Below are 23,960 nucleotides of genomic sequence, written 5' to 3'. Positions count from 1 at the left end.
ACGCGGGACCAGCGGCAGCGCCAGCGCGACGATCCCGAACGACGCTGCGAAGCCGAGTGCCGCCGACCAGGGCGCCGACGCCCGGGCCGGCGGCGATCGCGGCGGCGTCCGCCGCTCGCGAGGATCACCAGCCAGAGGGGCACCGGATTGCTGGCTGCGGCGCACGCGGCGAGGTCCAGCAATGTGGTGAGCACGAGCCCGCCGGCGATCACGCTGCGCTCGATGCCGTCGCGATCGGTGACCGGACCCTGCTCGCACTCGGCACGGCGCCGTGGGTGGCGACGGCACCCGAGCAACCGGCCGGAGGGCGGCTCCTCTGTTCATGAATATCAGATGCTGATATTGTGATTGCATGCGAAATTCAATCACCCATGCGCGCCGGGTCGCCCGCTTGGCCGGTGTCGTCGCTGATCGCGTCCGCGCGCGTCGCGACGACCGGAGGGCTGCCGACGCCGAACGTTCCCGGGCCCCGCGGGCGGCACTCGTCTACGACGGGGTGACCGATCGGAGCCTCGTCCTCGCCGGGATCGAGGTCGGCGAACGCCACCCGGAAGTCGTCCTCGTCATCGACGAGGTCCGACGAGGAGCGGCGTTCGCGGGCGTCCAGACCGCACTTGCAGCAGCGATCGGGTACGCCGACCGGACCGGACGAGACCTGCGTGTCGTCATGACGCGCTCGACGTCTCGTGGGAACAGCGCCGAACGGGCGGCGGCACTCATCGCCGAGCGCTTCCCCGGGCGCTTCGCCGGGCGCGGACCGGTCGAGGTCGTGACGAGGGAGTCGATCCCGGCAGCGGTCTTCGCAGCCGACACCGTGTGGATCGCGACCTACTGGAAGACCGCTCACGCCCTCGACGTCGCCGCTCGTGCCGGGGTCGTCGACCCGCGCCGGGTGGTCTACCTCGTGCAGGACCACGAGCCGGGGTTCCAGCCGTGGTCGACCGCGTTCGCCGTCGCCTCGTCGACCTACCGCGCAGGCTTCACGCTCTGCGTCAACTCGGAGCCGGTCGCCGCCGCGCTCCGGCAGACCGAGGGCGTCGCCGTCGCGTCCGGCCTCGTCTTCGCACCCGAACTCGACCGTGCCGGCATCGACCGTGCGGCGGCCGTCCGCGCAGCATCGACGAGGACCGCCGCCCGGGTGCTGTTCTACGCGCGCCCGTCGAAGCCGAGGAACATGTACGTCCTCGGGGTCGCCGCACTCGCGGCCGCCGCTGCACAGCTCCGGGACGCCGGCGTCATCGCCGAGTTCGTCTCCGCGGGCGAGCAGCACGAGGCCGTGGAGCTCGGCACCGGCGACGTCCTCAGGTCGCTCGGGACGCTCGACTGGAACAGCTACTTCGAGGTCCTCGGTGAAACCGACGTCGTGCTGTCCCTCCAGCAGAGTCCGCACCCGAGCCATCCGCCGCTCGATGCGGCCGAGTCGGGCGCCCGGGTGGTCACCAACGACCTCGGCGGCGCGCGGGCGGGCCTCCACCCCGGCATCGACGCGGTGCCGGCGGATCCGGCGACGCTCGGGACCGCGGTCGCTCGCGCTGTGCTCGCGGGGCTCGGGATGACGAGCGAGAGTGCCCCCGCGGCTGCCGAGCGCGTCGCGAGCCGGAGCGACCTCGGGCGCCCGCTCACCGATGTGCTCGACGAACTCGCCATGAGTGTCGAGCCGGGCGTCCGCCTGCGTTGAGCCGCGTGGCCGCCTGCGTTGAGCCGCGCGGCCGCCTGCGCTGAGCCGCGCGCGCCCGGGGGCGTCCCGCCCGGGTCAGTCGTGCGAGCGGTCCGCGCGCGGGACCAGCGGCAGCGCCAGCAGGGGCAGGACCGCGACGATCCCGAACGACGCCGCGAAGCCGAGTGCCCCGACCAGGGCGCCGATGCCCGGGCCGACGGCGCTCGCCGCGATGAACTGCCCCGTGTTCTGCGCACCGAGTGCCCGGCCGGACCAGAACGGCCCGGCCGCCTCGGCGACCGACGTGTACGCCAGGCCGTTGTCCGCCACCGTGACGCTCGTCGCGATGACCAGGAACACCGCGGCGCCGGCCAGGTGCGACACGTCGACCAGCGCCAGCACGGCCATCACCACGGCGGCACTCACGGCGACGATCCGCAGCGGGCCGACCCGCGAGCCCGCGCGGTCGCTCCAGACGCCGGCGAGGATCCGCCCGATCGCCCCGACGAACTGCGACGCCCCGACGAGGAGCCCGGCCGCCGGCGTCGACCACCCCAGGCCGACGAGCCACACCAAGCCGTAGGTGGAGAGCGTGAACTGCGGCACCACGAGCAGGATCGACACCGCGTGGATCCGCCACAGGAAGCCGTTCGCCCGGTACGGGTTCGCCGTGACGGTCTCCGGCGCGGCCGACCGTGCCGGACGCGGCGGGTTCGCGATCCCGATCGCACACAGCACCGCGAGCACCGCGCACAGCACGATCGGCAGCACGAGTGCTGCCCGGATGCCCGACACCTCGGCGAGCTGCGGCACGGTCACCGCCGCGAGTGTCACCCCGAGCGGCTGCGACATCTGCCGGATCCCCATCGCGAGCCCACGACGCTCCTTCGGGAACCACCCCACGACCACGCGACCGCTCGCCGCGTTCGTCGAGGCGCTCGTCATGCCGCCCGCGAGGAACGCCAGCCCGAGGAGCACCGGGTTGCCGGCCGCGGCCCACGCGGCGAGGACCGCCAGCGTGGTGAGGACGAGCCCGCCGGCGATCACGATGCGCTCGCCGAAGCGGTCGGTGATCGCGCCCCAGGCGATGAGCGTCAGGACCATGCCGAAGGTGGGTGCTGCGGCGAGGACACCCGCGAGGGTGAGCGACGTCCCCTGTGCGTGCAGGTAGGGGATGAGCAGCGCCGGAGCGGAGACGACGAGGGTGCCCGCTGCCTGCGCCGCCACGCCGAGCGCGAGCATCGTCCAGGCGCGGGCGCTGATCGCGGGGACGGGGGCGGGAGCAGTCGTGGTCACGGGGAATCGTTTCGTCTCGGAACTGATTGGTATACCAAAACGGTATACCATCCGAGGCTGCCCGCCGCTAGGGTGGTTGGCCGTGACCGAATCGATCGACGCAGCAGCACCGGTGTCGCAGACGGCGCAGCTCTACGACAACCTCCGAGCCGCGATCCTCACGCTCGACATCGCGCCGGGTGAGCGCATCTCGGAGCGCGGGCTCGAGGCCCGGTTCCACGCGTCACGCACCCCCGTCCGCGCCGCGCTGTCCCGGCTGGAGCGCGAGGGGCTCATCCTGCACGAGGGCCGCTCGTGGACGGTCACCCCGATCGACCTCGACGAGATCGCCTCACTCGCGGAACTGCGTGGCGTCCTGGAGCCCGCCGCCGCCCGGCTGGCGGTCTCGCGTGCTTCCGCGGAGCAGCTCGCCGAGGTCCGGGCGCACCTCCACACCCTCCGTCCGACACCCGACCAGCAGTCCGGCATCCGGATGGGCTCGACGTTCCACCTGGACCTGGCCGCACTCGGCGGCAACCGGTTCATCACGGAGGCCATCGCCGACGCGCTCACCCGGCTCGAGCGCACCCGATGGATCGAGGTCCGCACGCCCGAGGCCCGCGACGCCGCCTGGGCGGAGCACAGCGAGATCATCGATGCGGTGCAGTCCGGCGACGCGGACCGCGCCGCCGAACTGCTCGCCGCGCACGTCGCCGGCACCAACGACCGCCTGCTCGCGTGGATCGCGCAGGAGCGTCGCCGTCTGCGCGGAGCGGGCATGGCGATCGTCGGCGCGACCGACCGCTGAGCAGCACGGCGGCGGCGATCACCGGCCCTGCTGCGCTCGCCGACGTGACCCACCGCTGAGCCGAGCGCGCGTGACGGAGTCGACCCGGGCCTCCTGCCCGAGACCGCGTCAGCGGCTACTCGAGCCGAGACCGCGTCAGCGGCTACTCGAGCCGCGCTCCGTCGTCGGTGTCGTCGAGCGCGATCGCGCCCGTGTGTTCGAGGAGCGCCTCGCGCACCTCTGCTTCATCGCGGCTCACGCGGATCGCGTCGCGGCGTCCTGAATGGGTCGACTGTGACATCTGGATCGTCCTTCCCGAAGGCGGGCCGAGGCCCGCGATGACGCGGACACCGTCCGCTGGTTGCGCTTCCCCACGGGACGTACTGAGGTCGCCCCAGTGTGGTCCGCTGCGTCCGCGGAACGCAAGGGTCCACACCGCGCTGTGGAGAAGTGTGTCGGGGACCGGTGCCTAGGATGGTCCGCTGTCGGGGCGGCTCACTCCCGGCGTCAACGAACGGACGGACGGGAGGCACGGGTTGAGCGAGCAGCGCACCGCACCTCCCACGGTCTACGACGTCGCCTCCGCGGCGGGTGTGTCCATCGCCACCGTCTCGCGTGTGCTCCGCACCCCGGACGCCGTCCGGGAGGGCACCCGTGACCGCGTGCAGGCAGCGATCCGGACGCTCGGATACGTGCCGTCGGGCAACGCCAGGGCGCTCGCGGGCAAGCGCACCGGGGTGATCGGGCTGCTGCTGCCCGGGTTCGACGTGGTCCCGGACGAGCGACCGGGGCTCGTGACCGACGGCGGGGTCCGCGTGGTCGACGACCGCCGTCACGTGACGCAGCCCTTCGCGTCCAACCTGTACTTCGACGAGGTCCTCCGCGGCGCCGAGACCGAGGCCTGGCAGCGTGGCCTCGCCCTCATGGTGGCGGCGGGACGTGGACCCTCGCGCGACGTGATCGTCAACGACGTCGCCGGCCGCGTCGACGGACTCGCGGTCCTGGCGCAGACCGTGCCGGACGAGCTGCTCGAGCACGTCGCCCGCCGGATCCCGGTCGTGGTGCTCGCCGACGACCGCCGCTCGCACGGGTTCGACTCGGTCAGCGTCGACAACGCCGCCGGCATGCGCACCCTGGCCTCGCACGTGATCGGCCGGCTCGGGATCGACTCGATCGCGTACGTCGCCGGTCCCATCGACTCCCCGGACGACATGGAGCGGTGGACCGGGTTCCGGGCGGCGCTCGCCGACCACGGCCTCCCCGTCGAGTCGGTGCGGACCGTCCACGGCGACTTCGGCCGGGCCCGCGCGCGGGAGCTCGCGGCGGCCCTGCTCGCCGATGCGGCCCCGCGGGCGATCGTCTGCTCGAACGACCAGTCGGCGCTCGGCGTGCTCGACGCCATCGCGGCGCGGGGGCTGCGCGTGCCGGAGGACGTCGTCGTGACCGGGTTCGACGGCATCGACGCCGGACGGTTCTCGTCCCCGCGCCTGACGACGGTGCACCAGCCCATGGGCGAGCTCGGGCGGGCTGCCGTGGCGGCGATCGTCGACCGGCTCGAGCGCACCGAGGGGCCGCCGCGGTCGGTGCGCCTCCCCGTCGAGGTGCTCCTCCGCGAGAGCTGCCCCCCGGCGCTCTAGCGCCGCGCGCCGCGCCGCCGCGGCGCTGCCGTGGCGCTGCCGCGCCCCTGGGTCGTTCCGTGCGTGGTGAGTCGTTTCGTGCGTGGGGGGTCGGAACTTCCCACCACCAACGCGCGTTTCCTCTTCCCAGAGCGGCCGAGATGGGACGGATCGCGCGTGTTCCGTGGCGGGGCCGAGCCGAGCCTCCCGGCAGTCCCGCTGAGCGGCAGCACCACCCGCCCGCTGCCCGCCGAGATCGCACGAACTGTCGCATCGGTGCGCCTGACGCGACACAAGGTGCGATCTCGGCGGCGTTCGGCGGCCCTCGGCGCCCCTCGGTGCGATCTCAGCGCCCCTCGGCGGCCGTCGGCGGCACGCCGTGGCCGCTCGAGGACCGCGTGCGCGGAGCCGGCACACGCCGAGCACGCGGCGTTCCGGGGTGCACCACAAACCCCCGGTTGCAAAGCGCGATGTAAGCGCATACATTGTCCCGGTACCCACTCGACACGGAGGTCGACCGAGCAATGACGCTTCCCCCACAGCGCACGCGCTCCCCGCGCGTCCCCGGCGCACGCCGTGGCCGGCGCGGACGCCTGATGGCGGCCCTCGCCGGGCTCGCCATCGTGGCCCTCACGGCCACCGGCTGCAGCATCCAGGTCCGGTCCCAGCCGGACCCGAGCATCGGCAAGGACACGATGCTCATCAACGCGGACCACGGCAACCCGCTGTTCGACCGCAACTTCAACCCGTACATCGCGAACGCCCGCACCGCGTCGAAGTGGATGTACGAGCCCCTCATCGAGGTGAACCCCCTCGACGGCAAGCGCAACCCGTGGCTCGCGAGCTCCTGGACGCAGCCGGACGCCAAGACGATCGACATGACGATCCGCAGCGGCGTCAAGTGGTCCAACGGTGACGCCTTCAGCGCGAAGGACGTGGTCTTCACGTTCGACCTGCTGAAGAAGTTCCCGGCGATGGACCTCAAGGGTGCCTGGCAGCACATCGCGAGCATCGAGCAGCAGGGCCAGCACGTCATCTTCCACCTGAAGTCGGAGGACGTCCCGAGCCTGACGATCATCGGGCAGACGTACATCCTCGGTGAACAGCACTGGAAGGACGTCAAGGACCCGACGACGTTCCGCGACCCGAACCCGGTCGGCACCGGCCCGTTCGTGCTCGGCAACTACACCGACCAGCAGTACTCGATGGACAAGAACAAGTCCTACTGGCAGGCCGACAAGATCGCCATCAAGCACCTGATCCTGCCGGCGACGAACACGCAGCTCGACACCGTCACGCGTGGCTACGACTGGGCGTACGCGTTCATCTCCGACGTCCAGGGCACGTGGGGTGCAGCCTCCAAGACGAACACGTACTGGTTCCCGCCGGGGGGTGTGATCGGCCTGATCCCGAACCTGACGAAGGCGCCGTACAACGACGTCAACGTCCGCCGGGGCATCTCGCTCGCACTGAACCGTGACGACATCGCCGAGACCGCGACCGAGGGCAACCTCAAGGCGGCGGCGCAGACCGGCCTGATCCTGCCGAACCAGGAGCAGTACGTGAACGACAGCATCCCGGACAAGGGTGTCGTCACGCAGGACACGAAGGCCGCGATCGCGAGCTTCGAGAAGTCCGGCTACACGGTCCAGGACGGCAAGATCGTCAAGGACGGCAAGCAGCTCGAGATCAACATCATGACCGCGAACGGCTACTCCGACTGGCTCCGCGCCGCGCAGGAGGTCCGTCGCAACCTGACCGCCATCGGCATCAAGGTCACGATCAGCGCGCCGCAGCCCGCCGGGTACCAGTCGAACATCAACAACGGCACCTTCGACATGGCGATGGGCGGCATGGGCAACGGCGACGTCTACCAGGCGTTCAACTCCCTGCTGAGCTCCGACTTCTACCAGCCCGTCGGCAAGTCGACGGTGAACAACTACGAGCGCTACAAGAACGCCGACACGCAGAAGCTCCTCGACGAGTACAAGGCGACGACCGACACCGCGAAGCAGCAGGAGATCATCGATCAGCTGCAGGAGGTCGTGTACAACGACCTGCCCGTGATCGGGATGTACTACGGCGGCCTCTGGGGCCTGTTCAACACGTCGAAGTTCGTCGGGTGGCCGAGTGCGGACGACCCGTACATGGCGCCGCAGAACTACGACTCGGCTCCGCTGCTCATCTTCTCCAAGCTCCGACTGCGCGACAGCGCCGCGGGACGCAAGATCCTCCAGGAGCAGAAGTGAAGTACATCCTCCAGAAACTCGTCCTCTTCGTCCTGACCCTCTGGGCCGCGGTCACGCTGAACTTCGTGCTCCCGCGACTCATGCCGGGCAGCCCGACCGACGCGGCCCTGGCGAAGCTCAGCCAGAACGGCCCGGTCACCGACGCCACCAAGAAGGCCATCGAGGCCCAGCTCGGCGTCCCGACCGGCAACCTGTGGGACCAGTACGTCAGCTACCTGCACCAGGTCGTGACGCTCGACTTCGGTGTGAGCTACACGTTCTACCCGCAGGACGTGGGGTCGCTGGTGGCCCGCGCGCTGCCGTACACGCTGATCCTCGTCGGCCTGGTCACGATCATCGCGTTCGTGCTCGGCACCCTGATCGGTGTCGGCGCAGCGTGGAAGCGCGGCACCTGGCTCGACTCCCTCCCGACCCTGTCGGGGAGCTTCATGTCGACGTTCCCGTACTTCTGGACCGCGCTCCTGCTGCTGTTCTTCCTCGGCTACGTCCTGCACTGGTTCCCGACCACGGGCGCGTACTCGGCGACGACGACACCGGGCCTCAGCGGCGCCTTCGTCGGTGACGCCCTGCAGCACGCGATCCTGCCGGCCGTGACGATCCTCGTGACGAGCCTCGGCGGCTGGATCATCGGCATGCGCAACGCGATGATCAACACCCTCGGCGACGACTACGTCACCTTCGCCGAGGCGAACGGTCTCCGTGGCCGCACGGTCGCGATCCGGTACGCCGCCCGCAACGCGATCCTGCCGAACCTGACCGGCTTCGGTCTGGCACTCGGTGGTGTCGTCGGCGGCTCGGTGCTGGTCGAGCAGGTGTTCGGCTACCCGGGCATCGGCTACCTGCTCTTCAACGCCGTCATCGGGCAGGACTACCCGCTCATGCAGGCACTGTTCCTGATGATCACCGTGTCGGTGCTCATCGCCAACTTCATCGTGGACGTCCTGTACGGCGTCCTGGACCCGAGGACTCGACGATGAGCACTGTCGCAGTACGCACGCAAGACGCACCGGAGCAGCAGGCTCCGTCCCGATGGAAGAGTGCAGCCCGCCAGTTCGGCGTCGTCTGGGGCAACACGAAGGCCCGGATCGGGATCATCATCCTCGCCGTGTTCGTCGTCGTGGCGCTCGCAGCACCCCTCCTCGCCCCGTACGGCGCGTCCCAGAACGGCTTCGCCCGTTCCGCCGACGCGACGTGGGCGCACTGGATGGGCACGACCGCAGCCGGTGAGGACGTCCTCTCCCAGATCATCTACGGCGCACGCATCTCCGTGATGGTCGGTGCGGTCGCGGGCATCCTGTCCACGCTCGTCGCCGTCGCGATCGGTCTCAGCTGGGGCTACGTCCGCGGCTGGATCGCCGAGGTCATCGGGTTCATCGTGAACCTGTTCCTCGTCATCCCGGGGCTGCCCCTGATGATCGTCATCGCGGCCTACCTGCAGAACGGCGGGATCGCGGTCATCATCGCGGTCATCGTGGTGACCGGCTGGGCGTGGGGTGCTCGCGTGCTCCGCTCGCAGACGCAGTCGCTCCGCGGTCGCGACTTCGTGACGGCGGCGCAGTTCTCCGGTGAGGGTGCGACCCGCATCGTCTTCCGCGAGATCCTGCCGAACATGACCTCGCTCATCGTCGGCTCGTTCTTCGGTGCCGCGACGAGCGCGATCCTCGCGGAGGCCGGCCTGGAGTTCCTCGGCCTCGGCGATTCCTCGATCGTCAGCTGGGGCACGATCCTCTACTGGGCGCAGAACTCCAACGCGCTGCTCACCGGTCAGTGGATCCTGCTGTTCGCCCCGGGTCTCTGCATCGCGCTCCTCGCGATGAGCCTGACCCTGATCAACTTCGGCGTCGACGCCGTGTCCAACCCGCGACTGCGCGAGGGTGCGCGGCCCCGTAAGGAGCGAAAGAATGCCTGAATCCACCCTGGAGGCTCGGCCCGACTCCGCCCCGCGGGCTGCGGACGTCCTGCTCGACGTCCGTGACCTGTCGGTGGTCTACGAATCGGCCGGACAGACCGCGGTCCAAGCGGTCGACCACGTGTCGTTCTCGCTGCGGAAGGGCGAGTTCGTCGGCCTGGTCGGTGAGTCCGGTTCCGGCAAGTCGACGCTCGGCTACGCGCTGACCCGTCTGCAGAAGCCGCCGGCGCGCACGAACGGCGGCAGCATCGTCTTCGCGGGCAAGGACATCCGCGACCTCGACGAGGAGGCGCTCCGGCAGCAGCGCCAGGGCGGGTTCGCCATGGTGCTGCAGTCCGGCATGAACGCGCTGAACCCGGTGCGCACCATCCGGAACCACTTCATCGACATCTTCAAGGCCCACGGCCACGTCCCGCGCGAGCGCTGGGACAGCCGGATGCGGGAGCTCGTCGGCAAGGTGAAGCTGCCGGACTCGATGCTCGCCCGGTTCCCGGGCGAACTCTCCGGCGGCATGCGACAGCGCGTCTCGATCGCGCTGGCGCTGTCCCTCGAGCCGCAGCTGATGGTGTTCGACGAGCCGACCACGGCGCTCGACGTCCTGGTGCAGCACGCGGTGATGGACACGATCATCGAGCTGCAGCGGTCCGAGGGCTTCACCGCCGTGCTGATCTCCCACGACCTCGGCATCGTGCTCGAGGCCACGGAGCGCGTCCTCGTGATGCACGAGGGCCGGATCGTCGAGGACGGCGGCTCCCGCGAGATCCTCCGCGACCCGCAGGACGAGTACACGCAGATGCTGCTCTCGCACTACGCGGACCCGCGCGCCGAGGTCGTCTCGCTGCCCGGTTTCCCGGACCGCTCCCTCCGGGGGGAGTCCGGTGCCAGCCGCCAGGAGACGACGACCTCGCACGCGACCGTCGGTTCCCGCGAGCGCAGTGCCGCGAAGAACCCGATCGTCGTCGAGGGCCTGGTGAAGACCTACGCCCCGCCGCGTCGCGGTGAGGACCCGGTCCGCGCCGTCCGCGACGTCTCGTTCACGCTCGAGCCGGGGCAGTCCCTCGCGCTCGTCGGCCAGTCGGGTTCCGGCAAGTCGACGATCGCGAAGATGCTCACCGGCGTCGAGAAGCCCACCTCGGGCACCGTCCGCTTCGGTGACCTCGACGTCGCGAAGCTCGGACGCCGAGGCCTGCGCGACCTGCGCTCCGAGGTGCAGATGGTGTTCCAGGACCCGTACGCGGCCCTGAACCCGCTGCACACCGTGGAGTACACGCTCACCCGTCCGGTCGTGAACTACACCGGGCTCCGCGGCAAGGACGCCCGTCGTCGGGTGCTCGAGCTCCTCGAGACCGTGGGGCTGTCCCCGGTGGAGCAGTTCGCGCAGAAGCTCCCGCACCAGCTCTCCGGTGGGCAGCGGCAGCGCGTGGTGATCGCCCGGGCGCTCGCGAGCGACCCGCAGGTGATCATCGCGGACGAGCCGGTGTCGATGCTCGACGTCACGCTCCGCGCCGGTGTGCTCGCACTCCTCGAGGACCTGCGCGAGCAGTGGGGCGTCTCGCTCCTCTACATCACGCACGACCTGCTGAGTGCCCGGCTCATCACCGACGACATCATGGTGCTGCACGACGGCGCCGTGGTGGAGCGCGGCCGGACCGCCGACGTGCTGCAGCACCCGCAGGACAGCTACACGATCGACCTGCTCGACGCGGTCCCGAACCCGCGCCGACGGCTCGCGGAGGGACTGATTTGACCACGCTGCACGACTTCGAGGCGGTCCCGTCGTTCGGGCACCTGCCCACCCCGGACGGCGTCGACGTCGTCGGCATCGACCTGCCGATCGGTCGGCTGACCGCGTACCGCGTCGTCCCGGACGGCGCGAGCAAGGGCACCGTGCTGATCGTCCCCGGGTACACCGGCTCGAAGGAGGACTGGCGCACGTTCATGCCGCTCCTCCGCGATGCCGGCTGGACCGCGGTGGCGATCAGCCGTCGCGGGCAGGCCGATTCGGCAGCGCCGGCGGAGCCGCGGGACTACGCGCTCGAGGCGGAGGCCGCCGACGTCGTGCGCGTCGCACGGCTGCTCGACGACGGGGCGCCCGTGCACCTCATCGGGCACTCCCTCGGCGGCGTCATCGTCCGTGCGGCGGCGATCCAGGACCCGAGCGCCTTCCGCGACGTCGTGCAGTTCTGCTCCGGCCCGTACGGCTGGCCGTACCGCAAGGTCACCGAGCTGACGATCATGCACGACACCGGCGGGAACAACCGCACCCTGTTCGACGCGACGAACCCGCTCTGGGCCGGACGCCCGGACGAGGAGCTCCCGGACGACGTCCGCATGGTCCGTGAGCGGTTCGACGCCACGAGCCCGCTCAGCGTCACCGCCGGCGGCCACATCCTCGAGGACCACACCGACGCGTCCGCCGAACTCCGCGCCACCGGCCTCCCGGTGCTCGTCACGCACGGCGAGTGGGACGGCGCCTGGCCGATCCCGTGGCAACGCGCGATGGCCGAGGACACCGGCGCCGAGTACGTCGTGATCCCGGAGAGCTACCACGGCCCCCAGGTCGAGAACCCGCTCGGGACGGTCGCCGTCTTCGATGCGTTCTTGGCGAAGCACTGAAAGGACCCATCATCACCACGCTCAGCTTCCCCGACGGTTTCCTCTGGGGCGCGGCCACCGCTGCCCACCAGATCGAGGGCAACAACGTCAACAGCAACTGGTGGGTGCACGAGCACGAGCCGGACACCACGATCGTCGAGCCCTCCGGCGACGCGGCGGACAGCTACCACCGCTACCGCGACGACATCCGCATCGCGGCGGAGCTCGGGCTGAACTCCTACCGGTTCAGCATCGAGTGGGCGCGCATCGAGCCCGAGCGCGGGTTCGTCAGCCGTGCCGAGGTCGGCCACTACCGCCGCATGGTCGAGACCTGCCACGAGTTCGGCCTCGAGCCGATCGTCACCCTCATGCACTTCACGGTCCCGCGCTGGTTCGAGCGCGACGGCTTCTGGCGTGCACCCGACGCCGCCGACCTGTTCGCCCGTTACACCGAAGCCGCGCTCCCCGTCGTCCAGGACGGCGTCCGCTACGTCTGCACGATCAACGAGCCGAACATCGCGGCGATGCTCGCGGGTGGCGAGGACGCCGCGAACCTGGTCGCCTTCGGCCTGCCGAACCCGGACCTCGGCGTCGCGGACGCGCTCCTCGCGTCGCACAAGCGCTCCCGCGAGGTCCTGTCGCAGGTGGACGGCATCAGGTCGGGCTGGACCATCGCGACCCAGGCGTTCAAGGCGTCGGGGGAGCCCGGCTCCGAGGAGATGCTCCGCGAGTACGGCTACCCGCGTGACGACTGGTACCTGGAGAACGCCGCGGGTGACGACTTCCTCGGTGTCCAGGCGTACACCCGGACGTTCATCGGCCCCAACGGTCCGCTCCCCGTCCGGGACGACGTCGAGACCACCCTCACGGGCTGGGAGTTCTACCCGGAAGCCTCGGCCGACGGTCTCCGCAGCGCGTGGGAACTCTCCGGCCACGTGCCGCTGATGATCACCGAGAACGGCATCGCCACCGCCGACGACACCCGCCGCCAGGCCTACACGCAGGGTGCCCTCGAGGGGATCCACCGCTGCATCGAGGACGGCATCGACGTGCTCGGCTACCAGCACTGGTCCCTCCTCGACAACTACGAGTGGGCGTCCGGCTTCCGGCCGACCTTCGGGCTGGTGTCCTGGGACCCGGTGACGTTCGAGCGCACCCCGAAGCCGTCCGCGCACTGGTACGGCGGCGTCGCGACGGCGAACGCCCTCGAGTCCCAGGCCGACTAGGAACCCGACGCCAGCAGCTCGGCCGTCGCCGGTTCGCGCAGGAGATCTGCGCGGTCCGCGGCGGTCGAGCCCTCGTCGTCCCGGGCGTCCCGGTCCACGTCGAGCTCGAGCGCGGCGCGCACCGTGTCGACGTCCCCGGAGTCCACCGCGGCGATCAGCACCGTCGCGCCACGTGACCCCCGTGTCGTGGTGTCCGCGCCCGCCTCGGCGAGGCTGCGCACGATCGCCGCGTGCCCACCCCAAGCAGCGCGGACGATCGGCGTGTTGCCGTCGCTGTCCCGGGCCTCCAGGCCGGCGCCCGACGCGACCAGGACGTCGACCGCAGCCCGTGCGTCCCGGTCGATCGCCAACGTGAGCGGCGTCCGCCCCTCGGAGTCCGGCAGGTCGATCGATGCGCCGCGGCCGAGCAGCTCGGAGAGCATCTCGGGGCGGTCGAACCACGCGGCGGCGTGCAGCGGGGCGAAGCCCCAGCGCGGGTCGAGGTCGTCGACGTCGCTCGCGTCGTCGGCCAGGTGCAGGCCGCCGAGGTCGCCGTACGCCGCGGCACGGACCACCTCGTCCGCCCACTCCACCCAGCCGTCCGGCACCGGGCCGTGCCACCCGCGTGCCGGTCGTGCTTCGAGGTCGGTGAAGTCCTCCTCGTTGACGCTCCGGACCTCGACGGTGACGTCGGTGAAGCGGATCGCGACCTCGCCGACGGGGGAGACGAGGAGCCGGAGCTCCCAGCCGTCCCGACCGACGTGCTCGATCTCTCCACGGGCGATGTGTGCGTCCCCGGCGAGCAGCGCCTCCGGCTCGAGCACTGTCGGATCGATCACGGCGTCCTCGAACCGCAGCGCGACGCGCGCGTGGTTCCAGCGCCGCCAGAGACCCTCTGCGGTGTCGAGCACCTCGTCGTTCCGGACCATGACCTGCGCGTGCAGGACCACCGGGTCGGGCTCGCCGTGGTCCGGGAGTGCAGCGGTGTCGTCGGTCTCGGCCGCTGCGTGCCGGTGCGCCGGCTCGACGGTCCACTTCGCGATCCGGGAGTCGCTCCACCGGACCGTCGCGAGAGCGGCGATCGGGGGTGGGGCGTCCTCCAGAAGGCGGGCGAGGTGTTCGGCGTGGCCGTCGAAGTCCTCGAGCGACACGTAGCCCACCGCGGGCCAGTTCACTCGGGACCAACGCATGGGGTCGAGACTACCGGGGCCTACCGCTCGGTCGCGGAGTTGCCCGTGCCGTGGTCCTCGACCTCGGCGTGACCGCCGTGCTGGACGACGTTGTCGTTGCCGGCGAACACGATCTTCGCAGCGGAGTCCGCAGTGACCTTCGTGGCGTTGCCCTCGATGACGAGGAGGTCGAGCGCCGGGAGGGTGATCGTCGTGCCCTTCTTGGCCGCACCGACGATGCTCACGGTCTTGCAGTCGCCCTCGAGCGAGAAGTCGCCCGTGAGCTTCGAGGCGAGGACGGTGGCCTGCCCGTCGACGCACTCGTCGTAGACGGTCTTCGCGACGCTCGGCGCGGTCGAGGTGCTCGAGGTCGGCTTCGCGGTGTCGGGCTGGCTCGCGGCGCAGCCGGTCAGGCCGGCGAGGGCGACGGTGGCGGCGAGGGCGGCGATGACGGTACGGGCACGCATGAGGGCTCCTTGGTTCGGGTGTGATCGGCGCGGCTCGATGGGGCACGCGCCTCATCAGTGTCCAACATGTCAATATTCAGTGTCAAGCATTGCAATATCTCGCATGTGAAATTAGATTGGGGATGTGGCCGTGCTTGCGGTGCACCACCCGATGCGCTCAGAAGGAGCCCCCATGTCAGCTCGCAACCAGACCGTCGTGATCGTCGGACAGGGGTACGTCGGACTGCCCGTCGCCATGCGTGCGGTCGAGGTCGGCTACGACGTGATCGGCATCGACGTCGACGTCCGCCGGTCCTCAGCGCTGCAGGAGGGCCGGTCCTACGTCGAGGACGTCCCCGATGCCCAGGTCCGGAGGGCGCTCGCATCCGGGCAGTACGTCGCCACGGACTGCTACGACTCGCTCGTCGAGGGCTTCGACATCGCCGTGATCACGGTCCCCACCCCGCTCCGGGACGCCGCACCCGACCTCAGCTACGTCGAGCAGTCCGCGGCGTCGCTGGCCGAGCACCTCCGGCCGGGCGGCACGATCATCCTCGAGTCCACCACCTACCCCGGCACCACGGACGAGCTCGTGCTGCCGATCCTCGAGCGCGTCTCCGGGCTCACCGCCGGTCGGGACTTCCACCTCGGGTACAGCCCGGAGCGGATCGACCCGGGCAACGCGACGTGGGGGTTCGTCGAGACGCCGAAGGTCGTCTCCGGGATCGACGCCGCCTCGCTCGAGCGAGTGCAGGACTTCTACGGCGCGCTCGTCGACACGACCGTCCCGGTGTCCGGCACGCGTGAGGCGGAGCTCACGAAGCTCCTCGAGAACACCTTCCGCCACGTCAACATCGCCCTCGTGAACGAGCTGGCCGTGTTCGCCGACCTGCTCGGTGTCGACGTCTGGGAGTCCATCGACGCGGCCGCGACGAAGCCGTTCGGGTTCATGAAGTTCACGCCAGGACCCGGCGTCGGCGGTCACTGCCTCCCGGTGGACCCGAGCTACCTGTCGTGGCAGGTCAAGCGCTCGCTCGGACGCACCTTCCGGTTCGTCGAGCTGGCGAACGACGTCAACGACCACATGCCCGACCACGTGGTCGAGCGGATCGCGGGCATGCTCAACGACGCCGGCCGCCCCGTCCGAGGATCGCGGATCCTGCTCGCGGGACTCGCGTACAAGAAGAACTCCGGGGACACGCGCGAAGCACCGTCCGCCCGGGTGATCGAGTTGCTCACGTGCATGGGGGCAGAGCTCATCGGTGTCGATGCGCACGTCGAGGACCACCGCTGGCCGACGTCGGTCATCCGCGCCGACCTCACACCGGCGCTGATCCCGACGATCCACGCTGCGATCGTGCTCACCGAACACGAGGGCGTCGACCTCGAGCTGCTCCGCGGCATCCCGACGCTCGACACCCGGAACACGCTCGGCGCCGGCGGCTCCGTCGTCGTCCTCTGACGCGGGACCCGATCACCATGCTGAAGATCGTGCAGTACGGCGTCCACGACGTCACCTACCCGCGGAACGCCCGCGTGCGCGCCGCGTTCCAGGACCGGTTCGACGCCGAGGTCGTGGTCGTCACGCAGTCCCGGGCGTCATCGCGGCTGCGGCGGATCCGGCAGGACCTCCACGGGCTGTGGCGTGCCTCGGCCGGAGCGGACGTGGTCATGCTCGCCGAGATGCGGTTGACGCACGCGCCGCTCGTCTGGCTGGTCGGACGACTCCGCCGCGCGGTGGTCGTGATCGACCGGTTCATCGGACTGCACGAGACCGCGGTCGAGGACTGGGGGTCGGTCGCCGCCGGAAGCACCCGTGCCCGTCGGTTCGCGTTGCAGGACGCGATCGCCACCGGACTCGGGGACCTCGTCGTCACCGACACGGCGGTCCGAGCGCGCGCGCTCTCCGCGGTCACCGGCCGGGAAGTGCTCGACCTCCCCGTCGGCGCGCCTGCCTGGGCGGGCTCGACGGCTCCGATCCGACCGGGCTCCCGGCTCCGCGTGCTCTACTACGGGAACTACATCCCGCTGCACGGCACCGAGCTCGTCGTCGACGCCCTCGCCGAGCTCACCGCCACCCGTCGCTTCACCGCGACGTTCGTCGGCAACGGTGTGCGGCGCGCCGCGATCGAACAGCGCGCCGCAGAGCTCGGCCTGCGCGGACGCATCACGTTCCTCGACGCCGTGTCCGAGTCCGAGCTCGCCGAACTCGTCGAGCGCCACCACGTCGTCCTCGGGGTGTTCGGGTCGTCCACGAAGGCGACGAGCGTCGTCGCGAACAAGGTCTGGCAGGGACTCGCCGCCGGACGGGTCGTCGTCACGCAGCGTTCAGCCGCGGTGGAGGAACTCGCGCGCATCGCCGGCCCGCTGCTGGTGCAGACGGATCCGGGTTCGGCACACGCGATCACGAGCGCGCTCGCAGACATCGAGCTCGACGCGCTCACCACCGACAGCGCCCGGGCGCACACCGCGCAGCTCGCGGCACGGCTCGAGGACTTCGTCGCCGTGCGGTTCGACCGGTTCTCCCGACGACTCGCCGCACTCGTCGCGGGCGGCCCCCGGTGAACGCCCGTCGCGTCACCCGGATCGGCGCCCAGCTCGCGCTGTACGTCGGAGCCCCACTCCTCGGTTCGCTCGCCCCGCTCGTCGTCATCCCCGCGGTCACGTCGCAGTACGGCGCCGCCGGGTGGGCGAGCGTCGCCGTCGCGCTGTCCGTCGGGCTCGCCGGTGCGGTCATCGGCGAGCTCGGCTGGGTCGTCGTCGGCCCCCAGAAGGTGTCGAGGGACCGCGCGGCAGCGAGCGGCCTCTACGAGCGCGCCCTCGCCTCCCGGCTCGTCGCCGTCGGGGTCCTCGCCCTGCCGGTCGCCGTCGCGAGCGGCACGCTTGCGCACGAGCACCGGACGGCCGCGGTCCTGCTCGGGCTCGGCATCCTCGGCGGTGCGCTCAGTCCGTCCTGGTACTGGACCGGACTCGGCCGACCGGCGACCATCCTCCTGGTGGAGGCGCTCCCGCGCATGACCCTCGCGCTCTCGGCCGCCGGTGCGATCGCGCTCGGCGCTCCGCTCGAGTCCTACGGAGCCGCACTCTGTGCGGCGGCGGCGCTCACCGTGCTGCTGTCCGCTCGGACTGCCGGCGTCCGTGCCTGGCCGTCTCGTGCGGCGTTCCGCGCGGCACCGTCGACCGCCCGCTCCCAGTCGGTCGTGATGCTCGGACGGACGATCAGCACCCTCTACCGCGCGCTCCCGGCAGCGCTCCTCGCCGGAGTCGCCCCCGGGGCCGTCGCGACCTTCAGTGCCGTGGACCGGCCGCTCCGGATGGGGCTCCAGTTCCTCGCCGTCGTCCCGCAGCGCCTCCAGACGTGGGTCGGTGTCGAAGACCAGGTGATCGCACGGCGACGGGCCGTCCAAGTCGTGCTGATGAACATCGGTCTCGGGGCAGCAGCCGGTGTCCTCGTGCTCGCCGCGATGCCGACCTTCGTCGCCGTGCTCTTCACCGGCGTGGTCGCCGTCGACGGCGCCCTGGCAGCGATCGCCGGGCTGCTCGTCGCGGTAGTCTGCGCAGCACGCGGCTTCGGCCTCGCGCTGGTCGCACTCGGCCGCGCGGACGCCTCGACCTGGGCTGCCGCGTCCTCGGCGGTCGTCGGGATCCCGGGTGCGGTCCTCGGTGGCGTGCTCGCCGGTGCGGAGGGAACGATGGCAGCGCTCGTGATCGCGGAGTTCGTCGGACTCGTCCTGCAGTGGGGCATCCTCGCACGGGCCGTCCGGGCGCCGAGCGGCGCCGGCAGCGGAACCGCGCAGAGCGCCAGGGGCTGCACCGACGCCGAACGGCTCCGGTCGTGATCCTCGCGGCGCTGGTCGGCCTCGCAGCGCTCGCCGCAGTCGCCACCGGCATCGTGCTCGTCCCCGTGGACGCACGTCGCGGGGCCGCGGTCGTCCTCGCGCTGGTCCTGCTCCTCGTCGGTGCCGGTTCCGCCGCACCGGCCATCGTCCGGGACGCCGTGGTCTTCGGGAGCGCGGCGGTGCTCCTGATCGGGCTGCTCGCCGGCGGACGCCGCCCCGCCCGCGGCGGCCCGGTGATCGCCATCGCGGTCGTGTTCCTCGTCGTCGTGCAGACCGTGACGATCCTGAACGCGTCCTTCGCGACCCTGCAGTTCACCCGACTCGCCGTCCTCGCCGTGCTGGCACTCGTCGCGGTCAGCGGCTTCACCGCCCGGGAACGCCGGATGCTCCTCACCGCATTCATCACCATCGGCGTCGTCGAGGCCGGCCTCGGACTCGTCGAGTTCGCGGTGACGCACCGCCCGATCCCGTGGGGGAACCGGGTCTACGCCGACGGGTCCGAACCGTCCCTGCGGAACCCCGTGCTCCCTGGATCACTGCTGCGCGTCTCCGGCACGCTCGGCCACCCCATCCCGTACTCGATCGTCCTCGGGCTGGCCTTCGTGGCACTGATCGCGACGGCACGACAGCGGCCGCGACTGCTGTCCGTGACGATCGGTGCGGCGCTGTCCGCCGGGGTCCTCCTCTCCGGCAGCCGTACCACCCTGATCGCACTCGCCCTGGCGCTCGGGTTCCTCCTCTGGACCTCTGACGCGACAGGGCGGGCCGTCCGCATCCTCATCGTGACGGTCGGGGTGCTCCTCGGGTTGGTGGTCTTCTGGCCGGCACTCGGCGCGTCGGTGGACCGGCTCCTCGGCTCCGGGTCCTACACGAACCGCGCCGGTGCGTTCGAAGCGGTCCCGGCGCTCCTCGGACGCGATCCGCTCGAGATGTTGTTCGGGAGCGGCTACGGCACGGACATGCTGCTGTACCAGCGGGGGCTCTTCCCGCAGAACGGGTTCTGGATCATCGACAACCAGCTCGTCACGACCCTCGGGACGGAAGGACTCATCGGGCTGTTGCTCGTCGTCGGGTTCCTCGTGACGTCGTTCCTCCGGGGCGACCGCACCCGGCGGGCGTTCCTGCTGATCCTGTTCGTCACGCTGTTCTCGTTCGACTACTTCGGGTGGACGGTCGTCTTCTTCCTCCTGATGGTCGTGCTCGCGCTGCCCACCGCACGCGACGTGGAGCGGCCCGCCGAGGCGGAGCGCACCGTCCAGAACGCCTGACGCGCCTGCCCGGCGCACGACAGAGCCCCACCCGCGAGAAGCGGGTGGGGCTCTGTCGTGTCGTCAGACCGCGGACGCACCGGGCGCTGCGGGGCCGCGCCGGACCTCCAGTCCGGTGGTCACCCGGCATCCTGCCTGGCGAGCCGGCGCTCGCTCCTCGGCATCGCCGGCGCTGCACGCCGCCCGCGTCGCGGGACGAGTTCGCTCGGGTCGAGTGCGTCGTCGCCGGCGCGCTTGCCGTAGTACGCGTAGTAGGTGCCGTACCCGTAGGACCCCGCGCCCTTCGCCGGCAGCATCGTCATGACGATGCCGAGGGTCCGGCTGCCGACGCTCGAGAGCGCGTCGATCGCGACACGGAGCTGGTTGCGGGTCGAGCGTCCGGCTGCGGAGATGACGAGCGCACCGCCGGTCAGGCGGCTGAGGATGGCCGCATCCGTGACCGGCAGGAGCGGTGGCGCGTCGATGATGACGTAGTCGAACTCGGTGGTCAGTTCTTCGAGCAGGACCCGCATGCGCGCGCTGCCGAGCAGTTCGCTGGGGTTCGGGGGGATCCGCCCGGCGGGGATCACGTGCAGGCCGCCGTGGCCCCAGGGCTGCAGGACCTCGGTGATCTCCGCCTGCCCGATGAGCACGTCGGTGAGCCCGACAGCGCCTTCGACACCGAGGATCTCCGCGAGGCGCGGACGGCGGAGGTCGGCGTCGATGATCGCCACGCGTGCGCCGTTCTCGGCCATCGCGATCGCGAGGTTCGCCCCGGTCGTCGACTTGCCCTCCGAGGGCACCGCCGAGGTCACGACGAAGCTCCGCGTGGACTCGTCGAGGTCGATGAACTGCACGTTCGTCCGGAGGGTGCGGAACGATTCTGCACGGGGGCTCCGCGGGTCGACCTGCACGATGAGCGGTCGCTTCGGTGCGCCCGGGTCGAACTGGATGCCGCCGAGGATCGGCGCATCGGTGACGGCCTCGACGTCGTCCTGGCGGCGGATCTTCGTGTCGAGCGTCGCGCGGAGCACCGCTGCGCCGGTGCCGAGCAGGATGCCGGCGAGGAGCCCGACAGCGAGGTTGATCGAGAGCTTGGGGGAGGACGGCTTCGACGGTTCGACGGGTGGCTGCACCGTCCCGATCTTGACCAGGCTGGGGCCGCCGGCAGTGGGGACCTCGAGGTCGTTGCCGACGACGTCCTTGAAGCTCTCGCCCACCGCGGTCGCGGTCTTCACCGCCTGAGCGGGGTCGGAATCGGTCACGGTGATCGTGATGAGCACGGTGTTGACGGGGGAGCTGGCGTTGATCCGGCTCGCCAGCGACGGCACCGAGGTCTTCAACCCGAGTTCGTCGATCACCGGCTGCAGCACGCTGGCGCTGGTGACGATGTCGACGTAGCTCTGGACCTTGCCCTGCGCGGCGCTGTTGCCCTGCACGAGGTCGCTGGCCGTCGCGCCCTGCGACTGCACGGAGACGAAGAGCTTCGTCGAGGTGCTGTACATCGGCGTGGTGAGGACCGCAAGGCCGCCGCTGAGCCCGATCGCCATCACGACGAACGCGGTCACGAGCAACCAGGATCGTCGGAGGATGCGGATGAAGTCCTGGATGGTCACTGTTGCCTCGCTCGGGTCGTCGGTCGGGTGTGAGTCACTGCGTTTGTTATTCTAACACCTGATATGTCAATTCTGCATGGCCGAGACGGCCGCATGGAACGACGCCTCGATGGTGAGGTGCTGCGCGTTCGCCCACCCGTGCTCGACCACTCGCCTCCGGAACAGGTCGTCCTGCCGTAGCCGTCGGATCGCGGCGTCCCACCGATCCGGTTCGCCGATCGGCAGCACCAGCTGGTCCCGGAGCTCGGCATCCGTGTACAGCAGCGGTGCCACCCCGACCTGGTCGCTCATCACGACGGGCACCCCGGCGCTCGCCGCCTCCACCGGGGTGCGACCGAAGGCGTCGCGGTGCGACGGGACCACGCACACCCCAGCGTCGGCCCAGATGTCGCCAGCGGCTCGCCATCCGCCCCAGGCGAGGTTCGGTGGGGAGGCCCGGTGCAGCTCCGCCTCCAGCGCGCCGGTCCCGTGGATGCGTGCGTCCACCCCCGTGCGCGCGGCGATCTGCATGAACAGGTCGGCGCCCTTCTCGGTGGAGAGTCGCCCGGCGAAGACGATCGGCGCCTCCGCGCGGGAGCGACCGCGAGCGAGGAGCGGGACACCGGCCGGCACGATGCTGCCGCGGCCCGAGTGCCCGAGCTGGGCCTCGAGGAGCGGCGTGGTGGACCAGACGTCGTCGAACCGGGCGAGGGCGCGGCGCTCCATCGCGGACAGCAGGACCCGGCGCGCACCGTGCTGTTCCCCGACAGCGGGCCACGGGAGTCCACGGACCCACGCCACGCGGCGCTTCGCGAGGAGGTCCTGCCGCCGGGCGATCACCATGTCGGACTGCGGGATCAGCGAGACGATCACGTCGGCGGACCGGACGGCGTCGGAGTCGAGCAGTCGGTCGACCGCGGGCAGGAGGTGCCGCCCGTGCTCCGTGACGACGTGCTCGGTGAGCCGGTCGTCCTCGACGGGGATGCCGGCGGCCTCCGGGCGGACGCCGAGCACCGCATGCCAGTCGTGGCCGGCCGCGCGCGCCGTCGTGACGAGGTCGACCGCGGAGCGGTACACGCCGCTCCGGGCCATCAGCGGGGCGGCGACGAGCGTGACCCTCATCGGGAGACGCCGACGGAGCTGCCGACGAGGAGGTCGGTGATGAGATCGGTCTTGTCCCGCCACGTCGCACCCACCGGGATGGTGGTCGGGGTGCGGGGGACGCGTGTGGCGCTCCGGGTCCAGTCGCCGATGACCTCGGCGTGCTCGTGGATGCGCGTGGTGGTGACGCCGTCGATGCCACGGGTGCCGGCTCCGGCCACCGGGGTGGTCAGCGTGGGGAGCCCGGCGGCGCGGTACTCGTACGTCTTGATGATGTCGCCGCCGACCTCTCCCGCTCCGACCCGGTGCGGGACCCAGCCGACGTCGAAGCCCTCGAGGAGTTCTGGGACGTCGGAGTAGTGCACGTCGCCGAGGAGTTCGACGTTGCCGAGTGCGGCGAGCGGTGCCCGGTACTCGGCGTCGAGGATCGGTCCTGCGAAGACGAAGCGCACGTGCGGCAGCGCCGTGATGGTGGCGACGATGCCGGGGAGGTCCAGGCGACGGCCGATCTTGCCGACGTAGCCGACCGTCGTGGGGCCCGTCGCGGTGTGGTTCGGGGAGAAGCGCTCGGGATCGCAGCCGTTCGGGACCAGGATGACGTCGTCCCGGCCGAAGCGTCGTGCGAGTTCCGCGGTGCCCTCGGCGTTGGCCGTGACGTGGGTGGCGCGCTCGAACGCCGCGGCGTAGGCGCGTTCGACGTGCGCCGCGATCGGCGCGAAGGCGTAGTGCTTCGACCAGTCGTCGAGCAGGTCGAGGACCGTCACGCGGGAGTCGGCGAACGGTGTCGCTCCTGCCGGCGCGAGCGCGGTGAACGGGTTCCAGACGATCGCCGGCGTCGCATCCGCGATGTGTGCGATCCGTGGGTACGCGGCGGTGGCGGTGACCCACCAGCGGCGGCGGGAGAAGGGATTGGGGAAGCGGAATGTGCGGGTCTCGTGCGGGTGGGTTCCCGGAGCGAGGCTGCGGTCCGACCGGGGGCGTCGGGCGATCGCGGGCTCGGGTCGGGAGACGACGTCGACGCCGCCGTGGGACCCGAACGAGCGGCCGAGCCATTCGATGACGTGGCCGTCGCGGGTCCGGTAGCCCTCGTCGGACAGCTTCCGCTGGCCGTGCATCGGGTAGGCCAGGACGGCGCCGGACCAGGGGGTGTGCTGCTGCTGCTGGGACATCGGGTTCCTTGCGTTCGGGAGGTGTGGTCGTGCCGATGGGCGGCAGGGCTGGTGTGCTCTGCCGCCCATCGGGTGGTGCTGGGTGGTGCTGGTGGTGGGTG

At 71.1% G+C, this 23,960-nt stretch carries 20 protein-coding genes; 13 read left to right on the top strand and 7 right to left on the bottom strand.

Translation table 11 applies throughout. The features are described from left to right. Nucleotides 1-352 precede the first annotated feature (352 nt). On the top strand, nt 353-1,678 hold the full coding sequence (locus tag EDF27_RS00875) for a hypothetical protein (RefSeq protein ID WP_132046804.1): 1,326 nt from the start codon (nt 353-355) through the stop codon (nt 1,676-1,678). Nucleotides 1,679-1,753: 75 nt separating this feature from the next. On the opposite strand, the gene EDF27_RS00870 is transcribed toward EDF27_RS00875, so the two are convergent. Continuing rightward, nucleotides 1,754-2,899, bottom strand: coding sequence for an MFS transporter (locus EDF27_RS00870; protein ID WP_132047755.1), 1,146 nt, complete (start codon nt 2,897-2,899; stop codon nt 1,754-1,756). A 136-nt stretch (nt 2,900-3,035) separates the two neighbouring features. Between EDF27_RS00870 and EDF27_RS00865 the strand changes: the two genes are divergently transcribed. Beyond that, a complete protein-coding gene (locus EDF27_RS00865; RefSeq protein ID WP_243698162.1) occupies nt 3,036-3,740 on the top strand; it encodes a GntR family transcriptional regulator in 705 nt (234 codons plus the stop codon). A 142-nt stretch (nt 3,741-3,882) separates the two neighbouring features. On the opposite strand, the gene EDF27_RS19490 is transcribed toward EDF27_RS00865, so the two are convergent. Next, the gene (locus EDF27_RS19490; protein WP_165931293.1) at nt 3,883-4,020 is read right to left on the bottom strand and encodes a hypothetical protein; all 138 of its coding nucleotides are present in this window, start codon (nt 4,018-4,020) and stop codon (nt 3,883-3,885) included. A gap of 235 nt (nt 4,021-4,255) precedes the next feature. Between EDF27_RS19490 and EDF27_RS00860 the strand changes: the two genes are divergently transcribed. The 7 genes from EDF27_RS00860 (at nt 4,256) to EDF27_RS00830 (ending at nt 13,314) form a co-directional block, all read left to right on the top strand. After that, on the top strand, nt 4,256-5,356 hold the full coding sequence (locus tag EDF27_RS00860; RefSeq protein WP_132046802.1) for a LacI family DNA-binding transcriptional regulator: 1,101 nt from the start codon (nt 4,256-4,258) through the stop codon (nt 5,354-5,356). A gap of 503 nt (nt 5,357-5,859) precedes the next feature. After that, complete coding sequence (locus EDF27_RS00855) at nt 5,860-7,584, top strand: ABC transporter substrate-binding protein (RefSeq protein ID WP_243698161.1); 1,725 nt, start codon at nt 5,860-5,862, stop codon at nt 7,582-7,584. Continuing rightward, entirely contained in the window at nt 7,581-8,561 is a 981-nt protein-coding gene (locus EDF27_RS00850) for an ABC transporter permease (protein ID WP_123654584.1), read from the top strand. The genes EDF27_RS00855 and EDF27_RS00850 overlap by 4 nt, the downstream gene beginning before the upstream one ends. Next, a complete protein-coding gene (locus tag EDF27_RS00845; RefSeq protein ID WP_123654583.1) occupies nt 8,558-9,493 on the top strand; it encodes an ABC transporter permease in 936 nt (311 codons plus the stop codon). Before EDF27_RS00850 ends, EDF27_RS00845 begins: the two co-directional genes overlap by 4 nt. Continuing rightward, the gene (locus EDF27_RS00840) at nt 9,486-11,240 is read left to right on the top strand and encodes an ABC transporter ATP-binding protein (protein ID WP_123654582.1); all 1,755 of its coding nucleotides are present in this window, start codon (nt 9,486-9,488) and stop codon (nt 11,238-11,240) included. Before EDF27_RS00845 ends, EDF27_RS00840 begins: the two co-directional genes overlap by 8 nt. Next, a complete protein-coding gene (locus tag EDF27_RS00835) occupies nt 11,237-12,109 on the top strand; it encodes an alpha/beta hydrolase (RefSeq protein ID WP_123654581.1) in 873 nt (290 codons plus the stop codon). The genes EDF27_RS00840 and EDF27_RS00835 overlap by 4 nt, the downstream gene beginning before the upstream one ends. A gap of 8 nt (nt 12,110-12,117) precedes the next feature. After that, nucleotides 12,118-13,314: a family 1 glycosylhydrolase gene (locus tag EDF27_RS00830; protein ID WP_207909566.1), complete on the top strand. Its 1,197-nt coding sequence runs from the start codon at nt 12,118-12,120 to the stop codon at nt 13,312-13,314. On the opposite strand, the gene EDF27_RS00825 is transcribed toward EDF27_RS00830, so the two are convergent. Both EDF27_RS00825 and EDF27_RS00820 read right to left on the bottom strand, forming a co-directional pair. After that, nucleotides 13,311-14,483 (bottom strand): ankyrin repeat domain-containing protein, encoded by a 1,173-nt coding sequence (locus EDF27_RS00825; protein WP_123654580.1) that lies wholly within the window; start codon nt 14,481-14,483, stop codon nt 13,311-13,313. The genes EDF27_RS00830 and EDF27_RS00825 overlap by 4 nt on opposite strands. Nucleotides 14,484-14,503: 20 nt before the next feature. Beyond that, nucleotides 14,504-14,929, bottom strand: coding sequence for a DUF3060 domain-containing protein (locus tag EDF27_RS00820; protein ID WP_123654579.1), 426 nt, complete (start codon nt 14,927-14,929; stop codon nt 14,504-14,506). A 172-nt stretch (nt 14,930-15,101) separates the two neighbouring features. Between EDF27_RS00820 and EDF27_RS00815 the strand changes: the two genes are divergently transcribed. The 4 genes from EDF27_RS00815 to EDF27_RS00800 are packed head-to-tail and all read left to right on the top strand — an operon-like array spanning nt 15,102 to nt 20,015. After that, on the top strand, nt 15,102-16,370 hold the full coding sequence (locus tag EDF27_RS00815) for a nucleotide sugar dehydrogenase (RefSeq protein ID WP_132046800.1): 1,269 nt from the start codon (nt 15,102-15,104) through the stop codon (nt 16,368-16,370). Nucleotides 16,371-16,387: 17 nt separating this feature from the next. Beyond that, a complete protein-coding gene (locus EDF27_RS00810) occupies nt 16,388-17,473 on the top strand; it encodes a glycosyltransferase (RefSeq protein WP_123654577.1) in 1,086 nt (361 codons plus the stop codon). Further along, nucleotides 17,470-18,747, top strand: a complete 1,278-nt coding sequence (locus EDF27_RS00805; protein WP_123654576.1) for a hypothetical protein — start codon at nt 17,470-17,472, stop codon at nt 18,745-18,747. Before EDF27_RS00810 ends, EDF27_RS00805 begins: the two co-directional genes overlap by 4 nt. Beyond that, complete coding sequence (locus EDF27_RS00800) at nt 18,744-20,015, top strand: hypothetical protein (RefSeq protein WP_123701303.1); 1,272 nt, start codon at nt 18,744-18,746, stop codon at nt 20,013-20,015. Before EDF27_RS00805 ends, EDF27_RS00800 begins: the two co-directional genes overlap by 4 nt. 119 nt (nt 20,016-20,134) lie before the next feature. Here the strand turns inward: EDF27_RS00800 and EDF27_RS00795 are convergent, their stop codons facing one another. The 3 genes from EDF27_RS00795 to EDF27_RS00785 all read right to left on the bottom strand — a co-directional run bounded on the left by EDF27_RS00795 (nt 20,135) and on the right by EDF27_RS00785 (nt 23,859). Next, nucleotides 20,135-21,610, bottom strand: a complete 1,476-nt coding sequence (locus EDF27_RS00795; RefSeq protein ID WP_123701304.1) for a polysaccharide biosynthesis tyrosine autokinase — start codon at nt 21,608-21,610, stop codon at nt 20,135-20,137. Nucleotides 21,611-21,676: 66 nt separating this feature from the next. After that, on the bottom strand, nt 21,677-22,711 hold the full coding sequence (locus EDF27_RS00790; RefSeq protein WP_132046798.1) for a glycosyltransferase family 4 protein: 1,035 nt from the start codon (nt 22,709-22,711) through the stop codon (nt 21,677-21,679). Then, a complete protein-coding gene (locus EDF27_RS00785; protein WP_207909543.1) occupies nt 22,708-23,859 on the bottom strand; it encodes a glycosyltransferase in 1,152 nt (383 codons plus the stop codon). Before EDF27_RS00785 ends, EDF27_RS00790 begins: the two co-directional genes overlap by 4 nt. Between the last annotated feature and the right edge of the window lie 101 nt (nt 23,860-23,960).

Source organism: Curtobacterium sp. PhB136, from assembly GCF_004346855.1.
Taxonomy (GTDB): domain Bacteria; phylum Actinomycetota; class Actinomycetes; order Actinomycetales; family Microbacteriaceae; genus Curtobacterium.
This window is presented reverse-complemented; position numbering and strand designations above follow the sequence as displayed.

Coding starts and splice junctions, on each gene's coding strand:
- EDF27_RS00875 (WP_132046804.1), top strand. CDS start 353: ATGCGAAATTCAATCACCCATGCGCGCCGGGTCGCCCGCTTGGCCGGT.
- EDF27_RS00870 (WP_132047755.1), bottom strand. CDS start 2,899: ATGCTCGCGCTCGGCGTGGCGGCGCAGGCAGCGGGCACCCTCGTCGTC.
- EDF27_RS19490 (WP_165931293.1), bottom strand. CDS start 4,020: ATGTCACAGTCGACCCATTCAGGACGCCGCGACGCGATCCGCGTGAGC.
- EDF27_RS00855 (WP_243698161.1), top strand. CDS start 5,860: ATGACGCTTCCCCCACAGCGCACGCGCTCCCCGCGCGTCCCCGGCGCA.
- EDF27_RS00845 (WP_123654583.1), top strand. CDS start 8,558: ATGAGCACTGTCGCAGTACGCACGCAAGACGCACCGGAGCAGCAGGCT.
- EDF27_RS00840 (WP_123654582.1), top strand. CDS start 9,486: ATGCCTGAATCCACCCTGGAGGCTCGGCCCGACTCCGCCCCGCGGGCT.
- EDF27_RS00825 (WP_123654580.1), bottom strand. CDS start 14,483: ATGCGTTGGTCCCGAGTGAACTGGCCCGCGGTGGGCTACGTGTCGCTC.
- EDF27_RS00820 (WP_123654579.1), bottom strand. CDS start 14,929: ATGCGTGCCCGTACCGTCATCGCCGCCCTCGCCGCCACCGTCGCCCTC.
- EDF27_RS00815 (WP_132046800.1), top strand. CDS start 15,102: ATGTCAGCTCGCAACCAGACCGTCGTGATCGTCGGACAGGGGTACGTC.
- EDF27_RS00810 (WP_123654577.1), top strand. CDS start 16,388: ATGCTGAAGATCGTGCAGTACGGCGTCCACGACGTCACCTACCCGCGG.
- EDF27_RS00790 (WP_132046798.1), bottom strand. CDS start 22,711: ATGAGGGTCACGCTCGTCGCCGCCCCGCTGATGGCCCGGAGCGGCGTG.
- EDF27_RS00785 (WP_207909543.1), bottom strand. CDS start 23,859: ATGTCCCAGCAGCAGCAGCACACCCCCTGGTCCGGCGCCGTCCTGGCC.